This is a genomic window from Pseudomonas sp. PSB18 (genome assembly GCF_014596565.1).
Classification (GTDB): domain Bacteria; phylum Pseudomonadota; class Gammaproteobacteria; order Pseudomonadales; family Pseudomonadaceae; genus Aquipseudomonas.
The window spans coordinates 53,345-73,948 of sequence record NZ_NOIN01000012.1 but is presented as its reverse complement, the minus strand read 5'-3'; the positions used below and the strand labels follow the sequence as shown (position 1 = coordinate 73,948).

General features: G+C 62.6%; 14 protein-coding genes. 4 read left to right on the top strand and 10 right to left on the bottom strand.

Translation table 11 applies throughout. The features are described from left to right. Positions 1-26: 26 nt before the first annotated feature. The 3 genes from ptsP to CGA22_RS23260 all read left to right on the top strand — a co-directional run bounded on the left by ptsP (position 27) and on the right by CGA22_RS23260 (position 5,581). Positions 27-2,540, top strand: a complete 2,514-nt coding sequence (ptsP, locus tag CGA22_RS23270; protein ID WP_041022954.1) for a phosphoenolpyruvate--protein phosphotransferase — start codon at positions 27-29, stop codon at positions 2,538-2,540. A gap of 30 nt (positions 2,541-2,570) precedes the next feature. After that, on the top strand, positions 2,571-4,283 hold the full coding sequence (gene nagE, locus CGA22_RS23265) for an N-acetylglucosamine-specific PTS transporter subunit IIBC (protein ID WP_041022955.1): 1,713 nt from the start codon (positions 2,571-2,573) through the stop codon (positions 4,281-4,283). A gap of 419 nt (positions 4,284-4,702) precedes the next feature. Next, complete coding sequence (locus CGA22_RS23260) at positions 4,703-5,581, top strand: hypothetical protein (RefSeq protein WP_156996935.1); 879 nt, start codon at positions 4,703-4,705, stop codon at positions 5,579-5,581. 228 nt (positions 5,582-5,809) lie between these two features. Here CGA22_RS23260 and CGA22_RS23255 read toward each other — a convergent pair whose 3' ends face one another. Both CGA22_RS23255 and purL read right to left on the bottom strand, forming a co-directional pair. Then, complete coding sequence (locus CGA22_RS23255) at positions 5,810-6,121, bottom strand: YqfO family protein (protein WP_041022957.1); 312 nt, start codon at positions 6,119-6,121, stop codon at positions 5,810-5,812. A gap of 4 nt (positions 6,122-6,125) precedes the next feature. After that, on the bottom strand, positions 6,126-10,022 hold the full coding sequence (gene purL / locus CGA22_RS23250) for a phosphoribosylformylglycinamidine synthase (RefSeq protein WP_041022958.1): 3,897 nt from the start codon (positions 10,020-10,022) through the stop codon (positions 6,126-6,128). A 288-nt stretch (positions 10,023-10,310) separates the two neighbouring features. On the opposite strand from purL, the gene mltF reads away from it, so the two are divergent. Next, complete coding sequence (gene mltF, locus CGA22_RS23245) at positions 10,311-11,771, top strand: membrane-bound lytic murein transglycosylase MltF (RefSeq protein WP_084213775.1); 1,461 nt, start codon at positions 10,311-10,313, stop codon at positions 11,769-11,771. Between the two features lie 137 nt (positions 11,772-11,908). Here mltF and pdxJ read toward each other — a convergent pair whose 3' ends face one another. From pdxJ to lptF, 8 genes are all read right to left on the bottom strand, one after another. After that, positions 11,909-12,694 carry a pyridoxine 5'-phosphate synthase gene (gene pdxJ / locus CGA22_RS23240; RefSeq protein WP_217510207.1) on the bottom strand — a complete coding sequence of 262 codons (786 nt, stop codon included), beginning with the start codon at positions 12,692-12,694 and terminating at the stop codon, positions 11,909-11,911. A gap of 9 nt (positions 12,695-12,703) precedes the next feature. Beyond that, positions 12,704-13,393 carry a DNA repair protein RecO gene (recO, locus tag CGA22_RS23235; RefSeq protein ID WP_041022960.1) on the bottom strand — a complete coding sequence of 230 codons (690 nt, stop codon included), beginning with the start codon at positions 13,391-13,393 and terminating at the stop codon, positions 12,704-12,706. Between the two features lie 197 nt (positions 13,394-13,590). Further along, entirely contained in the window at positions 13,591-14,493 is a 903-nt protein-coding gene (era, locus tag CGA22_RS23230) for a GTPase Era (protein WP_024777649.1), read from the bottom strand. Then, on the bottom strand, positions 14,486-15,175 hold the full coding sequence (gene rnc / locus CGA22_RS23225) for a ribonuclease III (RefSeq protein WP_041022961.1): 690 nt from the start codon (positions 15,173-15,175) through the stop codon (positions 14,486-14,488). Before rnc ends, era begins: the two co-directional genes overlap by 8 nt. A 168-nt stretch (positions 15,176-15,343) precedes the next feature. Then, on the bottom strand, positions 15,344-16,198 hold the full coding sequence (gene lepB, locus CGA22_RS23220; protein ID WP_041022962.1) for a signal peptidase I: 855 nt from the start codon (positions 16,196-16,198) through the stop codon (positions 15,344-15,346). A 5-nt stretch (positions 16,199-16,203) separates the two neighbouring features. Further along, on the bottom strand, positions 16,204-18,003 hold the full coding sequence (gene lepA / locus CGA22_RS23215) for a translation elongation factor 4 (RefSeq protein WP_041022963.1): 1,800 nt from the start codon (positions 18,001-18,003) through the stop codon (positions 16,204-16,206). Between the two features lie 161 nt (positions 18,004-18,164). Continuing rightward, positions 18,165-19,226 (bottom strand): LPS export ABC transporter permease LptG, encoded by a 1,062-nt coding sequence (gene lptG, locus CGA22_RS23210; protein WP_041022964.1) that lies wholly within the window; start codon positions 19,224-19,226, stop codon positions 18,165-18,167. Then, a complete protein-coding gene (gene lptF, locus CGA22_RS23205; RefSeq protein WP_041022965.1) occupies positions 19,219-20,340 on the bottom strand; it encodes an LPS export ABC transporter permease LptF in 1,122 nt (373 codons plus the stop codon). The genes lptG and lptF overlap by 8 nt, the downstream gene beginning before the upstream one ends. Positions 20,341-20,604 lie beyond the last annotated feature (264 nt).

The window sequence follows — 20,604 nt, the reverse complement described above, 5'->3', positions numbered from 1 at the left end:
TAATGACAGCCTGATGAGAGCGCGCCATGCCCAACAATAATAAAGAGTTGACCCTCAGCGCCCCGCTCAGCGGCCCGGTGCTCACCCTCGCCAATGTCCCGGACGCGGTGTTCGCCAGCGGCGCCATGGGTGACGGGATCGCCATTGATCCGCTGAACGACACCCTCTACGCGCCCTGCGACGGCGAGGTGATCCATGTCGCCCGCACCAGCCATGCCGTGACCCTGCGGGCCGACAACGGCGCCGAACTGCTGTTGCACCTGGGGCTGGACACCGTCGAGCTGCGCGGCGAGGGGTTTTCCATGCTGGTCAAGGAAGGCGCGCGGGTCAGTAACGGCCAGCCCCTGCTGCGTTATGACGTGGACAAAGTGGCGCGGCGCTGCAAGAGCCTGGTCAGCCTGTTGGTCATCACCAATGGCGAGCACTTCCAGGCGCGCCCCGTCACGCTCAAGGGGGTGAAAGTCGGCGAGCCGCTGCTGCATATCGTCGCCACGGCTACTGGCTCGTCATCGGACGAGAATCAAGAGGCCGGCATCGAGGTCTTCGGCCAGATCCGCATCGCCCATCGCGGTGGCCTGCATGCGCGACCGGCGGCGCTGGTGCGCCAGACCGCCCAGGGTTTCAAGAGTCGCTCGCAGCTGCATTTCGGCGGCAAGTCGGCCTCCTGCGACAGCCTGATGGGGATGATGGGCCTGGCAATCACCGAGCAGGCAGAAGTGCAGGTCAGTTGCCGTGGCAACGATGCCGAAGCGGCGCTGCAAGCATTGCTGACAACCCTGTCCACCGCCCTGGCCGAAGAGACCCACGCCGCTGCGCCTGCATTCAAAGCACAGCCTCGTCCCGCCGAAGACGGCGTGCTGCACGGCGTATGTGCCGCCCCCGGCCTGGTGGCCGGGCCGCTGGTTCGGTTGAATGGCATTCAGTTGCCCGAAGATGCGGGCGGTCACGACGTCGAGGAACAGCGCCAGCACCTGAGCCGTGCCTTGGCGCACGTCACCTGTGACATCCATCTCACCCTGAACCACGCCAAGGCCCGGCGCAACAGCGACGAAGAAGCGATTTTCAGCGCCCATCTGGCGCTGTTGGAAGACCCTGTCTTGCTGGACGCCGCTCACCTCTGCATCGAACAGGGCAGCGCCGCGACCCACGCCTGGAGCCAATCCATCGAAGCGCAATGCCGGGTACTGGAGCAATTGGGCAGCACGCTGCTGGCCGAGCGCGCCAACGACCTGCGTGACCTGCGCCAGCGGGTCCTGCGGGCATTGCTGGGGGAAACCTGGCAATTCGACGTGCCGGCGGGCGCGATTGTCGCGGCCCAGGAACTGACCCCGTCGGACCTGCTGCAACTCAGCGCCCAAGGCGTGGCCGGTGTGTGCATGGTCGAGGGCGGCGCCACCTCTCACGTGGCCATCCTGGCCCGAGGCAAAGGTATCCCGTGCCTGGTAGCGCTGGGCGCTGCACTGTTGGAACAGGAACAAGGCCAGTCGGTGGTACTGGACGCCGACGAAGGCCGTCTCGAACTACACCCCACCGCCGAGCGCATGACCCAGGTGCAACAGGCGCACGCCCAGCGAGCCGCCCGCCGCGCTCAACAACAAGCCCTGGCCCACACCCCGGCCCGCACCGTTGATGGCGTGACGGTCGAAGTGGCGGCCAACGTCGCCTCCAGCGCCGATGCGGCCGAGGCCTTGGCTAACGGCGCCGACGGTGTGGGACTGTTGCGCACCGAATTCCTTTTCGTTGACCGCCACACCGCCCCGGACGAAGCAGAACAGCGCCAAAGCTACCAAGCCGTGCTCGACGCCATGGGCGACAAGCCGGTGATCATCCGCACCATCGATGTCGGCGGCGATAAACAACTGGACTACCTGCCACTGCCGAGCGAAGCCAACCCGGTGCTGGGCCTGCGGGGTATTCGCCTGGCTCAGGTGCGCCCGGAATTGCTCGACCAGCAACTGCGCGCGTTGTTGCAAACCCGTCCGCTGGACCGTTGCCGGATCCTGTTGCCGATGGTCACCGAAGTCGGCGAACTGCTGCACATCCGCCAGCGCCTGGATGCATTGGCCAGCGAGTTGGGCTTGAGCGAACGGCCGCAACTGGGGGTGATGATCGAAGTGCCGGCCGCCGCCTTGCTGGCCGAACAACTGGCCGAGCATGCGGACTTCCTGTCCATCGGCACCAACGACCTCTCGCAGTACACCCTTGCCATGGACCGCGACCACGCCGGCCTCGCCGCCCGGGTCGATGCCCTGCACCCGGCATTGCTGCGGCTGATCGCCCAGGCCTGCGCCGGCGCGGCCCGGCATGGGCGCTGGATCGGCGTGTGCGGCGCCCTGGCCTCCGATCCGTTGGCGACGCCGGTGCTGGTGGGGCTGGGCGTGCGCGAACTGTCGGTGAGCCCGGCGCAGATCGGCGAGATCAAGGCGCGGGTGCGCGACCTCGATGCCGTCAAGTGCGCCTGCCTCAGCGCCGAATTGCTGGGCCTGGGCAGTGCCGCTGCCGTGCGCCAGGCCTGTCATCAACACTGGCCCCTGGGCTGAGTACGTCGAAGAACAACAAGGAGAACCGCCATGTACCAGCATTTCATCGAAGGACTGCAACGTCTCGGCCGGGCGCTGATGCTGCCCATCGCAATCCTGCCGATCGCCGGCCTGTTGCTGCGCCTGGGCGACACCGATCTTCTGAACATCGCCATCATCCATGATGCCGGGCAGGCGATTTTCGCCAACCTGGCGATGATCTTCGCCATCGGCATCGCCGTGGGCTTCGCCCGGGACAATAACGGTACGGCGGGGTTGGCCGGGGCCATCGGTTATCTGGTGATGATCGCCACGCTGAAGGTGCTCGACGCCAGCATCAACATGGGCATGCTCGCCGGGATCATCAGTGGCCTGCTTGCGGGGGCACTGTACAACCGATTCAAGGACATCAAGCTGCCGGAGTACCTGGCGTTCTTTGGCGGCCGACGCTTCGTGCCGATCGTCACCGGCTTCAGCGCGGTGGGCCTGGGAGTGGTGTTCGGCCTGATCTGGCCGCCGATCCAGCAGGGCATCAACAGCTTCGGTGCGCTGTTGATGGAGAGCGGCAGCGTGGGGGCATTCGTATTCGGGGTGTTCAACCGGCTGCTGATCGTCACCGGCCTGCACCACATCCTCAACAACATGGCCTGGTTCATCTTCGGCAGCTTCACCGACCCGCACACCGGTGCGGTGGTGACCGGCGACCTGACCCGCTATTTTGCCGGCGACCCCAACGGCGGCCAGTTCATGACCGGCATGTTCCCGGTGATGCTCTTCGGCCTGCCCGCCGCGTGCCTGGCGATGTACCGCAACGCCCTGCCCCAGCGGCGCAAAGTCATGGGCGGAATCCTGTTGTCCATGGCGCTGACGTCGTTTCTCACCGGGGTCACCGAGCCGGTGGAGTTCGCCTTCATGTTCCTCGCGCCGCTGCTGTTCCTGTTGCATGCCTTGCTCACCGGGCTGTCGATGGCGATTACCGACTGGCTGAACATCCGTCTGGGCTTTACTTTCTCCGGCGGCTTCATCGACATGGTCCTGGGCTGGGGCAAATCGAACAACGGCTGGCTGGTGGTGCCGGTAGGCCTGGCCTACGCGGTGATCTACTACACCGTGTTCGACTTCTGCATCCGCCGCTTCGACCTGAAGACTCCCGGTCGTGAAGACGTCCCGACCGCAGACAAACCGGTCTTTACCCAGAATGAGCGAGCCGGGGCCTATATCGCAGCACTCGGCGGCGCCGACAACCTGATCACCGTCGGCGCCTGCACCACGCGCCTGCGACTGGACATGGTCGATCGCAACAAGGCCTCCGATGCGCAACTCAAGGCTCTGGGCGCCATGGCCGTGGTGCGCCCCGGCAACGGCGGCAGCCTACAGGTGGTGGTGGGGCCGATGGCCGATAGCATTGCCGATGAAATCCGCCTGGCCTTGCCTATGACCGCCTCGATCGACAAGCCGGTGAGTGAACCGGTGCAGGCCGAGCCGGCCTCGCTTGGCACCGAGCAGGTCGGTCAATGGCTGAACGCACTGGGCGGCAAAGACAATGTGCTGGCCTTGGAATGCGTCGCCCAGACGCGGCTGCGGGTGCAGCTCGATGACGCCCGACGGTTATCCGAAGCGGATCTGAAAGCCTTGGGTTGCCAGGGTGTCAGCCAGATGGAAGACGGCATCTGGCATGTATTGGTGGGAAATCAGGCCACTGCAATGAGCGAAGCGCTAAGGGCAATGCTGAACAACCGGAAAACCTGCGCGCAATCCCTCTAGCGATCTCCGCCGGAGAAGCTTGTTACAAGATCGGATCCAAAAAGACGACTGACCAACCTGTCGTTATCTATTCTCAGAATTCACGCGGTGGACCGAGGCGCAGCCCAGCGGCGCCCTCCCACCGCCATCGATCATCAACCCCGTCACGTCGAAGAATAGGCAGTCATGACGTATGTGATTCGACTGGCTCCTCGTTCCAGCTGAGGCATTCAATCATGACTAGGAAAAGCACTTTCATACGGGCGGCGACTGTCGCGGTGGTACTTACAAGCGCCTGGCAGCCCGGCCCTTATGCGTGGGCAACTGCCCAGGATTCCGCGCGGAACGAGGATCCCTGGTACCAGGCCTGGCTTCAGGTCACGGCAGACGCCAGCGTAGACATCCGTGCGACCACCCCCTCCCTGCGCTGGCGGACCGACATGGACACACTCTATCGGGGCGACACCACCAGCCAAGGGCTGGAAGCGTTCCAGCAAGGGCTCCTGCCTAAATCCGTCGCCTTCCCCGTGAATACATGGATGTACGACTGGTTCGCTCATGGGGCTGGCGCTCCGCGGTCGGTCTACAGCAGTACGACCCGCAGCCAAGAGATCGCCCAGAAATTCGCCAAGGAGTGGGTGTTCGAGTTCAAGGCACCCCACGGCATCGACCAGGTGAAATCGGGCGGGCCCATTCCCGCCGAGGAAGAGATCAGCTATCCAGGCGGGGTCAAGGGGAGCTTTATCAAGCAGGCCTGCAAGAAAACCGACCCGCACGACTGCGTCGCGAACCCGGATTACCATGAACCCACTGGCCACGAGACGATGCAGGAGATTGCCGCGACCCCCATAGATTGGAGCAAGCTCGTGCCTGTCGAAGGGCTGGCCTGGGTCACGAACAAGCAGCCTCTGTGGGCGGTGGGTTCTGTGAAGATCAATCCGGTACAGGGTGCAGATGCGCTGGCCCAAGGCTTGCGAAGCTGGAATTCCTTGCCACCTGATTTGCGCCTGGCGTCCCACCCGGAGTCCTCTCTTGCGCGATCACTCGTCATGGCGTTCCGCGACTATAGCGACGCCAAGATCTGGGCCGTCACGGAAGCGGAAAACGGGGGCTGGGTGTATGAAGTCAGGCCCAACAGCGTGGCAGTGGATCTGTCCGGGCGCTACACCGGCAACCGTGAAGGCGCCTTCGCGTTCATCGGGGGTATCAAGGGCGGGCTGTTGATGAATGCGCGGCGGTTCGAGAAAGGGATAGGTGAGCCGGTCGAGTGCATTGGTATCGAGAAGGAAGTTTGCCGACTGGAGTATCGGCATCAGTAGATGGGCCGGGCGTCGCCGCAGGTCGGGACGTCATTGTCTGGTCGGGCGTCATCGCGAGCAGGCTCGCTCCCACAAGGGATTTGCGGTGCTCATAGAAGTCGTGACCTGCACCCTACCCTGTGGGAGCGAGCCTGCTCGCGATGGGGCCAGCACTGACTGCAACAATTTGTTCGCCCAATAAAAAACCCGCTGAATCAATCAGCGGGTTTCTCATTTCAACGGGCAGGATCAGAGATCCTCCAACCGCCACACCTCATACGCCGGTGTCTCGTAGGGATGGCTCTGTTTCAAGGCCTCCACCACCCCACGAATCAACTCATCGGCCACCACAAGCTCCACCTTCCACTCCTCGACCTGCTCGACCTGCCCCACTTCGCCCATGAACGGCTGGCTGCCATCCAAGGGACGAAACTGGCCCAGGCCCAGCACTTGCCAGGCGCAGTGGTCATAGTCGCCGATCCTTCCGCCACCGGCAGCGAATACGGCGCTTTTGACCTCTTCCACATGGCTGGCCGGGACAAAGAAGCAGAGCTTGTACACGCCTTTAGTTCACCCAGACGCGAGCGTTGCGGAACATGCGCATCCATGGCGCGTCTTCGTTCCAGTCGTCCGAACGCCACGAGTTCTGCACCGCGCGGAAGACCCGCTCCGGGTGCGGCATCATGATCGTCACGCGGCCGTCGCGGCTGGTCAGGCCAGTGATCCCGCGTGGCGAGCCGTTCGGGTTGGCCGGGTAGGCTTCGGTGACTTTGCCGTGGTTGTCGACGAACCGCAGCGACACGCAACCGGACAGGTCGGCTTCGAGCAACGCCTCTTCGCTTTCGAATTCCGCATGACCTTCACCGTGGGCGATGGCGATCGGCATGCGCGAACCGGCCATGCCCTGCAGGAAGATCGAATTCGATTCCTGCACCTGGACCATCGCCACGCGGGCTTCGAACTGCTCGGAACGGTTACGCACGAAATGCGGCCAGAACTCGCTGCCCGGGATCAGTTCGTGGAGGTTGGACATCATCTGGCAACCGTTGCATACACCCAGCGTGAAACTGTCGGTACGCTCGAAGAAGCCCTGGAACGCATCGCGGGCGCGGCTGTTGAACAGCGCCGACTTGGCCCAGCCTTCACCGGCACCCAGCACGTCACCGTAGGAGAAGCCGCCACAGGCCACCATGCCCTTGAAGTCGTTCAGGTCGACACGACCCGCGAGGATATCGCTCATATGCACGTCGATCGCATTGAAACCGGCACGGTCGAACGCCGCCGCCATTTCCACCTGGCCGTTGACGCCCTGCTCACGCAGTACCGCCACTTGTGGACGAATGCCTTTCTTGATGTAAGGCGCGGCCACGTCCAGGTTGACGTCATAGCTGAGCTTGGCGCTCAGGCCCGGGTTGTCTTCTTCGAGCAGGACGTCGAACTCCTGATCGGCGCAATCGGCGTTGTCCCGCAGGCGCTGGATCTGGTAGCTGGTTTCAGCCCACTGGCGCTGCAACAGGCGACGCTGGCCTTCGAAGACGGTATCGCCATTGAAGGTGATGTTGACGTGAGCGTTATTGATCGGCTGGCCGATCACCGAGACGCACTCGGCCAGGCCTGCCGCGCTGAACTGGGCGAGGATGTCCGGAGTGGCGTCCTGGCGAACCTGGATCACCGCACCCAGTTCCTCGTTGAACAGGATGGCCGGGATCTCGGCGGCGGATTCCGCCACGCTGTCGAGAGTCAGGCTCAGGCCGCAGTGGCCGGCGAAGGCCATTTCCATCACGGTGGTCAGCAGGCCGCCATCGGAACGGTCGTGGTAGGCCAGCAGATGACCGTCGGCATTGAGGCCCTGGATGACGGCGAAGAACGCCTTCAGGTCTTCGGCATCGTCGACGTCAGGCGCCTGCTTGCCGAGCTTGCCATGCACCTGGGCCAGGATCGAGGCGCCCATGCGGTTCTGGCCACGGCCCAGGTCGATCAGGATCAGGTCGGTGGTGCCCTTGTCCATGCGCAGTTGCGGGGTCAGGGTCTGGCGGATGTCGGTGACCGGGGCGAAGCCGGTCACGATCAGCGACAGCGGCGAAGTCACGCTCTTGTCCACGCCGTCTTCGTTCCAGCGCGTGGCCATGGACATGGAGTCCTTGCCCACCGGAATAGTGATGCCCAGCTCCGGGCACAGCTCCATGCCGACGGCCTTGACGGTGTCGTACAACCGAGCGTCTTCACCTGGGTGGCCGGCGGCGGACATCCAGTTGGCCGACAGCTTGATATCGGAAATCTTGCCGATGCGCGAGGCCGCGAGGTTGGTCAGCGCCTCGCCAATCGCCATGCGGCCCGACGCCGGGGCGTCCAGCAGGGCCAGCGGCGTGCGCTCGCCCATGGCCATGGCTTCACCGGTGTAGACATCGAAACTGGTGGCGGTCACGGCGACATCAGCCACCGGCACCTGCCATGGGCCGACCATCTGGTCACGGGCCACGAGGCCAGTGATGGTGCGGTCACCGATGGTGATCAGGAAGCTCTTGCTCGCCACGGCCGGGTGGTGCAGGACGCGTTCGATGGAATCGGCGATGTCGAGGGTGGACGGATCGAAATCGTCGCCCAGCTCGGTTTCGCGAACGGCCGAACGGTGCATGCGAGGGGCCTTGCCCAGCAGCACTTCCAGTGGCATGTCCACCGGGCTGTTGCCGAAGTGGCTGTCGGTGACGGTCAGTTGCGGCTCGGCAGTGGCTTCGCCGACCACGGCGAACGGGCAGCGCTCGCGCTCGCAGATGGCCTGGAAGCGCTCGAAATCGGCCGGGCCGACGGCCAGGACGTAACGTTCCTGGGATTCGTTGCTCCAGATTTCATGCGGGGCCATGCCCGGCTCGTCGTTCGGAATATTGCGCAGCTCGAAGCGGCCACCACGGCCACCGTCGTTGACCAGTTCCGGGAAGGCGTTGGACAGGCCGCCCGCGCCCACGTCGTGGATGAAGCTGATCGGGTTCTTGTCACCCAACTGCCAGCAACGGTCGATGACTTCCTGGCAACGGCGTTCCATTTCCGGGTTTTCCCGCTGGACCGACGCGAAATCCAGGTCCGCCGAGCTGGTGCCGGTGGCCATGGAGGACGCCGCGCCGCCGCCCAGGCCGATCAGCATGGCCGGGCCGCCGAGGACGATCAGCTTGGAGCCGACCACGATCTCGCCTTTTTGTACGTGTTCGGCGCGAATGTTACCCATACCGCCGGCGAGCATGATCGGCTTGTGGTAGCCGCGCACTTCTTCGCCACGGGGCGTGGTGATGGATTGTTCGAAGGTACGGAAGTAGCCGGTCAGGGCCGGACGGCCGAATTCGTTGTTGAACGCGGCGCCACCCAGCGGGCCTTCGATCATGATGTCCAGGGCGTTGACGATGCGCTCAGGCTTGCCATACGGTTTTTCCCACGGTTGTTCGAAGCCCGGGATCTGCAGGTTCGACACGGTGAAACCGGTCAGGCCAGCCTTGGGCTTGGCGCCGCGACCGGTGGCACCTTCGTCGCGGATCTCGCCACCGGAACCGGTGGATGCGCCCGGGAACGGCGCAATCGCGGTCGGGTGGTTGTGGGTCTCGACCTTCATCAGAATGTGCACCGGCTCCTGGACCGCACCGTACTGGCGAGTCTCGGGATTCGGGAAGAAGCGGCCGGCAACGCTGCCGACGATCACCGAAGCGTTGTCCTTATAAGCGGACAGAACGCCTTCGCTGTGCATCTGGTAGGTGTTCTTGATCATGCCGAACAGGCTTTTTTCCTGGCTCTGGCCGTCAATGTCCCAACTGGCGTTGAAGATCTTGTGGCGGCAGTGCTCGGAGTTGGCCTGGGCAAACATCATCAGTTCGATGTCGTGAGGGTTGCGCTTCAAGCCCTGGAAGGCGTTGACCAGGTAGTCGATCTCGTCTTCGGCCAGGGCCAGGCCCAGCTCGGCGTTGGCTTTTTCCAGCGCGGCACGGCCACCGCCCAGCACGTCGATGGCGGTCAGCGGCTTCGGCTCGGCGTGGCTGAACAGGCCGGAGGCTTGCTCCAGGTTGCCCAGAACGACCTGGGTCATGCGGTCATGCAGGCTGTCGGCGATCAGTCGGGCTTCGGCCTCGCTGAACTCACCGGCGACATAAAAGGCAATGCCGCGCTCCAGGCGCTGGATTTTCGCCAGGCCGCAGTTGCGGGCTATGTCGCTGGCCTTGCTCGACCACGGCGAAATGGTGCCGAAGCGCGGCAGTACCAGGAACAGGCGACCGGCCGGCTCCTGGACGGGAACGCTGGGACCGTATTTCAGAAGGCGCGCGAGCACCTGCTGTTCGTCGCCGGTCAAACCGCCGGTGACTTCGGCGAAGTGAGCGAATTCAGCATACAAGCCGCTGACAGCCGGAACTTTCTGGCTCAGTTGCTCAAGGAGTTTGCTGTGGCGAAAGGCAGAAAGGGCAGGAGCGCCGCGCAGGATCAACATCTTCGGGACAGCCTCGGGAAGGGGGTGTGCTTTGAGGCCGTGCATTCTAGCCTAAACCGTCGGCAACGGCACCCGAAACGGCATCTGCGATGCTGGCCGAATGTCGGTCTTTACGCCAAACCCCTTGTCGAACGTCCGTTCCAATGTGCCAGCACCAATATTTTTAATCGGCATAAAACCCGCCACACGCCGGCCGGCTTGTGTTGCAGACATGTTTTGCAACCGCTAGCAGACTGGCCTTTCGCTGTCGAGATATGGCGGTAAGGGCCGTTTGCGTATACTGCGCAGATGTTTTCCCCAACGGCTTTGCGTCCGCGGTACGCCAGATGGCTGATCGCAACCGGACTCTTCCTGGTGCTCAGTGGTTGTGTTGAGAAACCCAACACACTGGAGCGCGTAAAGGAGGATGGCGTGCTGCGGGTGGTTACCCGAAACAGCCCTGCCACCTACTTTGAGGATCGCAACGGTGAAACCGGCTTCGAATACGAGCTGGTGAAGCGTTTCGCCGACGATTTGGGTGTGGAACTGAAAATCGAGACCGCCGACAACCTCGACGACCTGTTCAGCCAGATCGGCAAACCCAACGGCCCGGTACTGGCCGCCGCAGGCCTGGTCAGCAGCGAGGCGCGCAAGAAACAGGTACGGTTCTCCCATTCCTACCTGGAAGTCACGCCCCAGGTCATCTACCGCAACGGCCAGTCACGGCCCACCGACGCGGCAGCCCTGGCCGGCAAGAAGATCATGGTGCTCAAGGGCAGCACCCACGCCGAGCAACTGGCGCAACTGAAACAGCAGTATCCGGGCATCGAATACGAAGAATCCGACGCCGTTGAAGTGGTCGACCTGCTGCGCATGGTCGATGAGGGCCAGATCGACCTGACCCTGGTGGACTCCAACGAAGTGGCGATGAACCAGGTGTACTTCCCCAACGTCCGCGTGGCCTTCGACCTGGGCGATGCCCGCAGCCAGAGCTGGGCGGTGGCGCCTGGGGAAGACAACAGCCTGCTCAACGAAATCAACGCCTACCTCGACAAAGTGCAGAAGAACGGCACCCTGCAACGCCTGAAAGACCGCTATTACGGACACGTCGATGTCCTCGGCTACATGGGCGCCACCACCTTTGCCCAGCATTTGCAGCAACGGTTGCCCAAGTACGAGCAGCACTTCAAGGCCTACGCCAAGCAGGAAAAAATCGATTGGCGCCTGTTGGCCGCCATCGGCTACCAGGAATCGCTGTGGCAACCGGCGGTCACGTCCAAGACCGGTGTGCGCGGCCTGATGATGCTGACCCAGAACACCGCCCAGGCCATGGGCGTGTCCAACCGCCTGGACCCGAAGCAAAGCATCATGGGCGGCGCCAAGTACCTGGCCTACATGAAGGATCAATTGGACGAGAGCATCCAGGAGCCGGATCGCACCTGGTTCGCCCTCGCCGCCTATAACGTCGGCAGCGGTCATCTGGACGACGCCCGCAAACTGGCGGCCAAGGAAGGGCTGAATCCGAACAAGTGGCTGGACGTGAAGAAGATCCTGCCGCGCCTGTCCCAGAAACAGTGGTATAGCAAGACCCACTACGGCTACGCCCGGGGCGGCGAGCCGGTGCACTTCGTCGCCAACATCCGGCGCTACTACGACATTCTGACCTGGGTCACGCAGCCGCAGCTCGAAGGCAACCAGGTGGCCGAAGGCAACCTGCATGTGCCGGGCGTCGACAAGAGCAAGCCGAACCAGGAAAGCCCGCAGCTCTGACGGCACCACACCAGCCGAATGTGGGGACTTGCTGTGGGAGCAAAGCTTGCTCGCGATACAGGCGCCGCGTCTATCAGAAGGACTGCATCCACTTCATCGCGGGCAAGCCTTGCTCCCACAGGGGCCTGACAGTGATATCAGGGCCTGGCGGCCGCCAGGATCAGCGCTTTCATTTCCGCCACCGCCGACTTGAACCCGACAAACAACGCATGGGCCACCAGCGCATGGCCGATGTTCAGCTCGTTGACGCCCTTGATGGCCGCCACGGCTTCGACGTTGTGGTAGTGCAGGCCATGGCCGGCGTTGACGATCAGGCCTTGGGCCAGGCCGAAGGCGACACCGTCAGCCACTCGTTGCAGCTCATCGGCCACATCCGTGGGAGTTTCGGCATCGGCGTAGCGGCCGGTGTGCAGTTCGATGGCTGGGGCACCGACCCGCTTGGAGGCTTCGATCTGCCGCTCGTCGGCATCGATAAACAACGACACCTCGGCACCGGTTTTCGACAGCCGCTCCACCGCCGCCCTGATCCGCGCTTCCTGCCCTGCCACGTCCAGGCCGCCTTCGGTGGTCAGTTCCTGACGCGTTTCCGGGACCAGGCAGATGTGCGCCGGGCGGATGCGCTCGGCGAATGCCATCATTTCTTCGGTCACGCCCATCTCGAAATTCATGCGGGTCTGCAACACATCCTTGAGCAGTAGCACATCGCGTTCCTGGATATGACGACGGTCTTCGCGCAGGTGCACGGTGATGCCGTCGGCGCCCGCCTCCTCGGCGTCCAGTGCGGCCTTGACCGGATCCGGGTAGCGGGTACCGCGGGCCTGGCGCAGGGTGGCGACATGGTCGATGTTCACGCCGAGAAGAATGCGATTGCTGGTGCTCACGAAAAGCGCTCCTTGAATGGACAGAGATTCGGCCCACAGCATACGGGTTGATCAGGGCTTGCGAAACAGCTCGCGACTGACCAGCGGCTTGCCGCCCAAGTGAACCGCCAAGGCCTGGCGCATCAGACGCTTGGCCGCGGATAAGGCACCCGGCGCGCTCCAGTCGGCCTCGGCCATGGCCAGCAGCTCGACGCCGTTGAACAGACCGGGCTGCAGCAGGTAGACGCGCTCCAGGCCCGCATCCACTTGCAAGCGGTACAGGCCATCGGCGGCAATGGGCTCGCCGTGCAGGTCGGCGTCGAGGGCGAAACCGTAGCCCAGGTCATCCAGCAGCCGCCACTCGAAGGATCGCAACAGGGGCTCCAGCGGCCGCCCTTCGGCCAGGGCCAGCAGCGTCGCGGCGTAGTGATCGAAGACGGCGGGATGGGGATCTTCGGCGGGTAACAGGCGGATCAGCAGTTCGTTGAGGTACAGACCGCTGAACAAGGCTTCGCCGTTGAGCCAGGCCGCGACCCCGTCGCTTTCCATGCGCCCGACATTCTTCAGCTCGCCCCGCCCCCGGAATTCGACCTCCAGGGGCACGAACGGCCGCGCCAGCGTCCCGGCCTTGCCTCGCGCCCCGCGCAACACCGCCCGCAACCGTCCTTGTGGCGTGAGAAAATCCACCAGGGCACTGCTTTCGCGGTAGGCGCGCGAGTGCAGGACGTAGGCGGCTTGGGCGATGGGATGGGTGGGGGACATGGAAGTCGCAGTTCTCAATAAGGAAACGCAGTATTACCAACAACCAGAAACCACTGTGGGAGCGAGCCTGGTGGGAGCAAGGCTTGCCCGCGATGAACACAACGCGGTCTTCTTGAAACCGAGTCGCTTGTATCGCGAGCAAGCTTTGCTCCCACCAAGCCCGCTCCCACAAGGTCCGTGGTGTACTGCCGGACGGATTACAAGTCGCCGTAACCCAGCGAACGCAACGCCCGTTCATCATCCGACCAGCCGCCCTTCACCTTGACCCACAGGTTGAGCATGATCTTGGAGTCGAACAGCAGCTCCATGTCCTTGCGCGCCTCGGTGCCGATGCGCTTGATGCGCTCGCCCTTGTCGCCAATGATGATTTTCTTCTGGCCGTCACGTTCGACGAGGATCAACGCGTGGATGTGCAGCGTCTTGCCCTGCTGCTTGAACTCCTCGATTTCCACGGTGATCTGGTACGGCAGCTCGGCGCCCAGCTGGCGCATGATTTTCTCGCGCACCAGTTCAGCGGCGAGGAAGCGGCTGCTGCGGTCGGTGATCTGGTCTTCAGGGAAGAAGTGATCGTTTTCCGGCAGGTGCTCGGCAATCACCCGCTCCAGCGCATCGAGGTTATGGCCGTGCTGGGCCGAGATCGGGATGATCTGGGCATTGGGCAGCTGTTCCTGCAACCAGGTCAGGTGCGGCATCAGCTCAGCCTTGTCCTCGATGCGATCGGTCTTGTTCAGGGCCACGATCAGCGGGCCGGTCACGTACTGGACGCGTTCGAGGACCATCTGGTCTTCTTCGGTCCACTTGGTACGGTCGACTACGAAGATCACCACATCGACGTCTTTCAACGCCGCCGAAGCGGTCTTGTTCATGTAGCGGTTGAGGGCTTTTTCGCCACCCTTGTGCATGCCCGGGGTGTCGACGTAGATCGCCTGCACATCGCCCTCGGTCTTGATACCCAGCATATTGTGGCGGGTGGTCTGGGGCTTGCGCGAGGTGATCGCCAGTTTCTGGCCGAGGATATGGTTCAGCAATGTGGACTTGCCCACGTTCGGCCGGCCAACGATGGCGACATAGCCGCAACGGGTAACGGTTGTATCAGTCATTGCCATTCTCCACGCCCAGGGCGATCAATGCTGCGGCGGCCGCCACCTGTTCGGCGATACGACGGCTCACGCCCTGGCCACGGCTTTTTTCATTCAGTAGGACCACTTCGCATTCGACGAAGAAGGTTCGGCAGTGCGGCTCGCCCTGGATATCCACGACTTCGTAGCGCGGCAGCTCGCAACTGCGCGATTGCAGGAATTCCTGCAAACGGGTTTTCGGATCCTTGTTGGTGTCCACCAGCGTCAGGCTGTCGATTTCGGAGGTCAGCCAGGCCAGCACGCGCTCACGGGCCTTTTCCATGCCCGAATCCAGGTAGATCGCACCGATCAGGGCTTCCAGGGCATCGGCCAGAATCGACTCGCGACGAAAACCGCCGCTTTTCAACTCGCCGGAGCCCAGGCGCAGATAATCGCCCAAGTCGAAACCACGGGCCAGTACGGCCAGGGTCTCACCTTTTACCAGCCGTGCGCGCAAACGCGACAACTGGCCTTCGCGGGCCAGCGGGAAGCGCTCGAACAACGCCTCGCCGGCGACGAAATTGAGGATGGCGTCACCGAGGAATTCCAGGCGTTCGTTGTTGCGCCCGGCAAAACTGCGGTGAGTGAGGGCCAGGAGCATCAGCTCCGGGTCCTTGAAGGTGTAGCCGAGCTGGCGCTCGAGGCGGCTTAGAGAAACGCTCACGGTTTACCCACGCTGAGTTCGTGGCTGGATTCCACCGCCAGGTCGGCAAGGCGCCGTTGGCTTGGGACAATTAACGCTGTGTTCAAAAATGACGTCCTGACTATCGTTGGCGCCTTGTACAGGCTCCAGAAATGCATTCGGCGCTGTGTTCAACAGCGCCGTGTGTGTTTACTTGATCAGGCCAACCCGCGAGAAGTTCGGCAGGTGTCCGAGTTTGGGCTCCGGCCAGCTCATCCAGACCGCGAAGGCCTTGCCGACAATATTTCGGTCGGGGACCATGCCCAGCATGTCCTTGGGAATGTTCGGATCATCCCAGTACCGGCTGTCGTTGGAGTTGTCGCGGTTGTCGCCCATCATAAAATAGTGCTCGGCGGGCACGGTCCACGAATGGTCCGGCGTGGCGCGGTAGCGGCTCATTTCCTTGCGGATCAGGTGCTCGACCTCGCCGAGTTTTTCCTGGTAGAGCTCGGCGCTGCCCAGGGTGCCCGGCTCGGAGCCAAGCAGCTGCTCAGCCACCAGCTCGCCATTCACGTACAAGCGCTTGTCGGCGGTGTAGCGGATCTTGTCGCCCGGCAGGCCGACCACGCGCTTGATGTAGTTGACGTTAGGGTCGCTGGGAAAGCGGAACACCATCACGTCGCCGCGTTGCGGATCACCCACCTCGATGATCTTCTTGTCGATCACCGGCAGGCGGATTCCGTAGGAGAACTTGTTCACCAGGATGAAATCGCCCACGTCCAGGGTCGGCTTCATGGAGCCGGACGGGATCTGGAACGGTTCCACCAGGAACGAACGCAGCACCAGCACGATGAACAGCACCGGAAAGAACGACTTGCCGTATTCGACCAGCAGCGGTTCCTTGTTGAGTTTCTCGACCACCACACCATCGGGCTGGCTGACGCTGCCCTGATAAGAGGCAATGGCCGCCCGGCGCCGAGGCGCCAGGAACAACAGATCAATCAACGCCAACAGGCCGCAGACAAACACGGCGATGACCAGCAACAGCGGGAAATTTAGCGACATAGGACCTAACTATCCAACCTGAGCACCGCAAGGAAGGCTTCCTGTGGAATCTCCACGTTACCGACCTGCTTCATGCGTTTTTTACCGGCCTTCTGCTTTTCCAACAGCTTGCGCTTACGGCTGACGTCGCCGCCGTAGCATTTGGCCAATACGTTCTTTCTGAGCGCCTTGACGGTTGTACGCGCCACAATCTGCCCGCCAATGGCGGCCTGGATTGCCACGTCGAACATCTGCCGCGGAATCAGTTCCTTCATCTTCTCGGTCAATGCACGACCTTTGTAGTGCGCGTTGTCACGGTGCACGATCAATGCCAGGGCATCGACCTTCTCACCGTTGATCAGCACATCCAGCTTCACCAGATTAGCCGATTGGTAACGATCGAAATGATAGTCCAGCGAAGCATAGCCGCGACTGGTGGATTTCAGGCGATCGAAGAAGTCCAACACCACTTCGTTCATCGGCAGGTCGTAGGTCACCTGGACCTGCGTGCCGAGGAACAGCATGTCGTGCTGCACGCCGCGCTTCTCGATGCACAGGGTAATGACGTTGCCCAGGTGCTCCTGAGGCACAAGGATGTTGGCCCGCACGATCGGTTCGCGCATGTCTTCGATGGCCGACAGGTCCGGCAGCTTGGACGGGTTGTCGACGTAGATGGTTTCACCGTTCTTGAGCAGCAGCTCGAAGATTACCGTCGGCGCCGTGGTGATCAGGTCCAGGTCGTACTCGCGCTCCAGGCGCTCCTGGATGATTTCCATGTGCAGCATGCCCAGGAACCCGCAACGGAAGCCGAAGCCCAGGGCGTCGGAGCTTTCCGGGGTGTATTGCAGCGACGAGTCGTTCAGGGTCAGCTTCTGCAGCGCTTCGCGGAAATCCTCGAAATCGTCGGAGCTGACCGGGAACAGGCCGGCGTAGACCTGGGGTTGGATACGTTTGAAACCCGGCAGCACATCGACGTCCGGGGTGGAGCTCAGGGTCAGGGTGTCGCCGACCGGTGCCCCGTGGATGTCCTTGATGCCGGCAATGATGAAGCCCACTTCACCGGCCTTGAGGTCGGCGGTGGCGGTGTGTTTCGGGTTGAATACACCGACGCTGTCCACCAGGTGGATCTTGCCGGTGGACTTGACCAGGATCTTGTCGCCCTTCTTCACGCGGCCGTGGCGCACGCGAACCAGGGACACCACGCCCAGGTAGTTGTCGAACCAGGAGTCGATGATCAAGGCTTGCAGCGGATCTTCGATGTTGCCCGTCGGCGCGGGGATGGTGGTGACCAGGCGCTCGAGCACTTCATCCACGCCCAGGCCGGTCTTGGCACTGCAGGTGACCGCGTCGGTGGCGTCGATACCGATGATCTTCTCGATCTCATCCTTGACCCGTTCCGGCTCGGCCTGGGGCAGGTCGATCTTGTTCAGGACCGGCATGACCTCCAGGCCCTGCTCGATGGCCGTGTAGCAGTTGGCAACCGATTGAGCCTCGACACCCTGGCCGGCATCGACCACCAGCAACGCACCTTCACAGGCCGCCAGCGAACGGCTGACTTCGTAGGTGAAGTCGACGTGGCCCGGGGTGTCAATGAAGTTCAGTTGATAGGTGACGCCGTCTTTGGCCTTGTAATAGAGGGTGACGCTGTGGGCCTTGATGGTAATCCCGCGTTCACGCTCGAGGTCCATGGAGTCCAGGACCTGGGCTTCCATCTCACGCTCGGTCAGGCCGCCGCACATCTGGATGAAGCGATCAGCCAGCGTCGACTTGCCATGGTCAATGTGGGCGATGATGGAGAAATTGCGGATATGACTCAAATCACTCACGGATCAACACTCAAAAAGGCTGCAGGCAAGGCCCGCCGAAAAATAGCCGGGAATTGTACCTGATACAGCGCGCAAGCGTCACGTTCGCCTGTCGATGAGCTCTTGTGGCGAGGGAGCTTGCTCCCTCGCCACAGAAGCCCGCTCACCATAAGAAATTGGGATCAACCCGCCCGGCGCAGCAGCCAGAGTCCGGCCAATGCACAGACACCCGCCGGCACCAGCACAGCGAACAGTGGCGAGAAACCGAACACCAGGCTCGATGGCCCCAGCAGGTCCTGGGCAATGCGGAAGGTAAAGCCCACCAGAACCCCGGTGAACACCCGCTGACCGAGGGTTACCGAACGCAGCGGACCAAAGATGAAGGAGATGGCCATCAGCACCAGGGCGGCGGTGACCAGCGGTTGCAATACCTTGACCCAAAAAGCCAGCCAGTAGCGGCCGTTGTTCAGGCCCTGGTCGGCCAGGTAGTGGATATACCCCCACAGACCGGTAATCGACAGGGATTCCGGTGCCATGACGACCGTGCTGAGCAACTGCGGGCTGATCGCTACGTCCCAACGCTCCTGCGGGGTCGCGACCACCTCGGTGTTCTTGTCATGGAACAGGGTGGTGGTGACATCGCTCAATTGCCAGTGATCCTCGACAAACTGGGCACGCTTGGAGAAGCTCGACGACAGCATGTGACGCTGTTCGTCGAAGCGATACCGGGTCACGCCATAGAGGATGCCGTTGGGCTGGACCGAGTTGATGTGGATGAATTCATCGCCCTGGCGGTGCCACAGGCCATGCTTGGCACTTTGTGCATCGCCGCCGCCCTGGGCCAGGGAACGGTTCGCCTGGGCGGTGTTCTCGGTGGCCGGGGCGACGTACTCGCCGATCAGGACGCCGACCAGCATCAGTACCAGCATCGGCTTCATCACCGCCCAGACGATCCGACCGACGGAAACGCCGGCGGCGCGCATGACGGTCAGCTCACTGTTGCTGGCCAGGCTGCCCAGGCCGATCAGGCAACCGATCAGCGCCGCCATCGGCAGCATGTCGTACAGGCGCCTTGGCGCGGTCAGCAGCACATAGCTCGCCACGTCCGCCAGGGTATAGGTGTCGCTGACGTCGCTCATTTCATCGATGAAGGCAAACAGGGTCGCCAGGCCAAGGATGATCCCCAGCACCGCGAGGATCGCCATGAACACGCTGCTGCCGATGTAGCGGTCGAGCTTAACCACGGGCCACCTCCAGCGCGCTGCGGCGGCTCGCCAGTTTCAGGCGCAACGGCTCCCAATAGAGCAGCCCCAGGCCGATGGCCAGGAAAATCGAATGCACCCACCACAGGCCCAATGCCGGCGGGATCTTGCCTTTTTCCAGGGCACTGCGGGCGGTAATGAGGATGGTCAGGTAAGCCATATACAGGAGAATCGCCGGGAGCAGCTTGAGGAAACGACCCTGGCGCGGATTGACCCGTGCCAGCGGGACCGCCATGAGGGTCACGATGAAGACCAGCAGCGGTAGCGACAGGCGCCATTGCAGCTCGGTACGCGCGCGGATGTCATTGTTGCCCAGCAGGCTGGCGGTAGGCATCGCGTCGCGGTCGGTGACTTCCTCGCTGGCCTCGGGCTTGGGCAGCAGCACGCCATAGGTGTCGTACTTGATGGCCCGGTAATCGGCCTGCCCCGGCTTGCCGTCGTAACGATAGCCGTTTTCGAGGATCAGGTAGCGGTTGCCGTCGGGTTTGATTTCCTGGCGCCCTTTCTCGGCCACCAGCACGGAAATGCCGCGATCTTTCTGGGTGCTGGAGGACAGGTTCTTTTGCGTGATGAAGACGCCGGCCAGATCGACCCGGTCATCCGAAAGCTGTTCGGTATAGGTGACGCGCGTGCCGTCGCGCAGGGCCTGGAAGCGCCCCGGCACCAGGGTGTCGAACTCGGTCAGGGCGTCCTGCTGGTTGATCAGCAACTGGAACTGGTTCGCCCCTTGGGGCGCCAGGCTCAGGCTCAGCCAGGCCACCAGCAACGCCACCAGCGTTGCCGGGAACAGGGTAATGCGAAACAGGCGCTGCTGGCTCATGCCGGTGGCCGACAGGACTGTCATTTCGCTGTCCAGGTACAGGCGACCATAGGCCAGCAGAATGCCGAGGAACAGGCCCAGCGGCAGGATCAGTTGCAGGAAGCCTGGTAGGCGGAACCCCATGATCAGGAACAGGGAACCTGGATCCAGCGCGCCGGAAGCGGCCTGGGCGAGGTACTTGATGAAGCGCCCACTCATGATGATGACCAGCAGCACGGCACTGACCGCGCTCAGGGTCAGCAGGACTTCGCGGGATAGATATCGAAAGACGATCAAACCAGACACTCCAGGATTGTCAGGCTAGGGGGCCAAACAAGCTATCGAGCAACTCGCCATCACGAGCCACCGAAAAAAAGAGCCGCATTATCCTGTGATTGGAGGCGCCTGTCACTTCGCACGCTTTAAACCGGTACCCAAAGCCATGAAGATAGCTGTACCAAGGGTTGTCAGCCTCGGGGGCCGGGGTTCAAACTGCGGCCTTTGTCGCCGGCGCGATACCGTGACGTTGCGTCACTCGAGACGTGTGGCGAGGGGAACTAG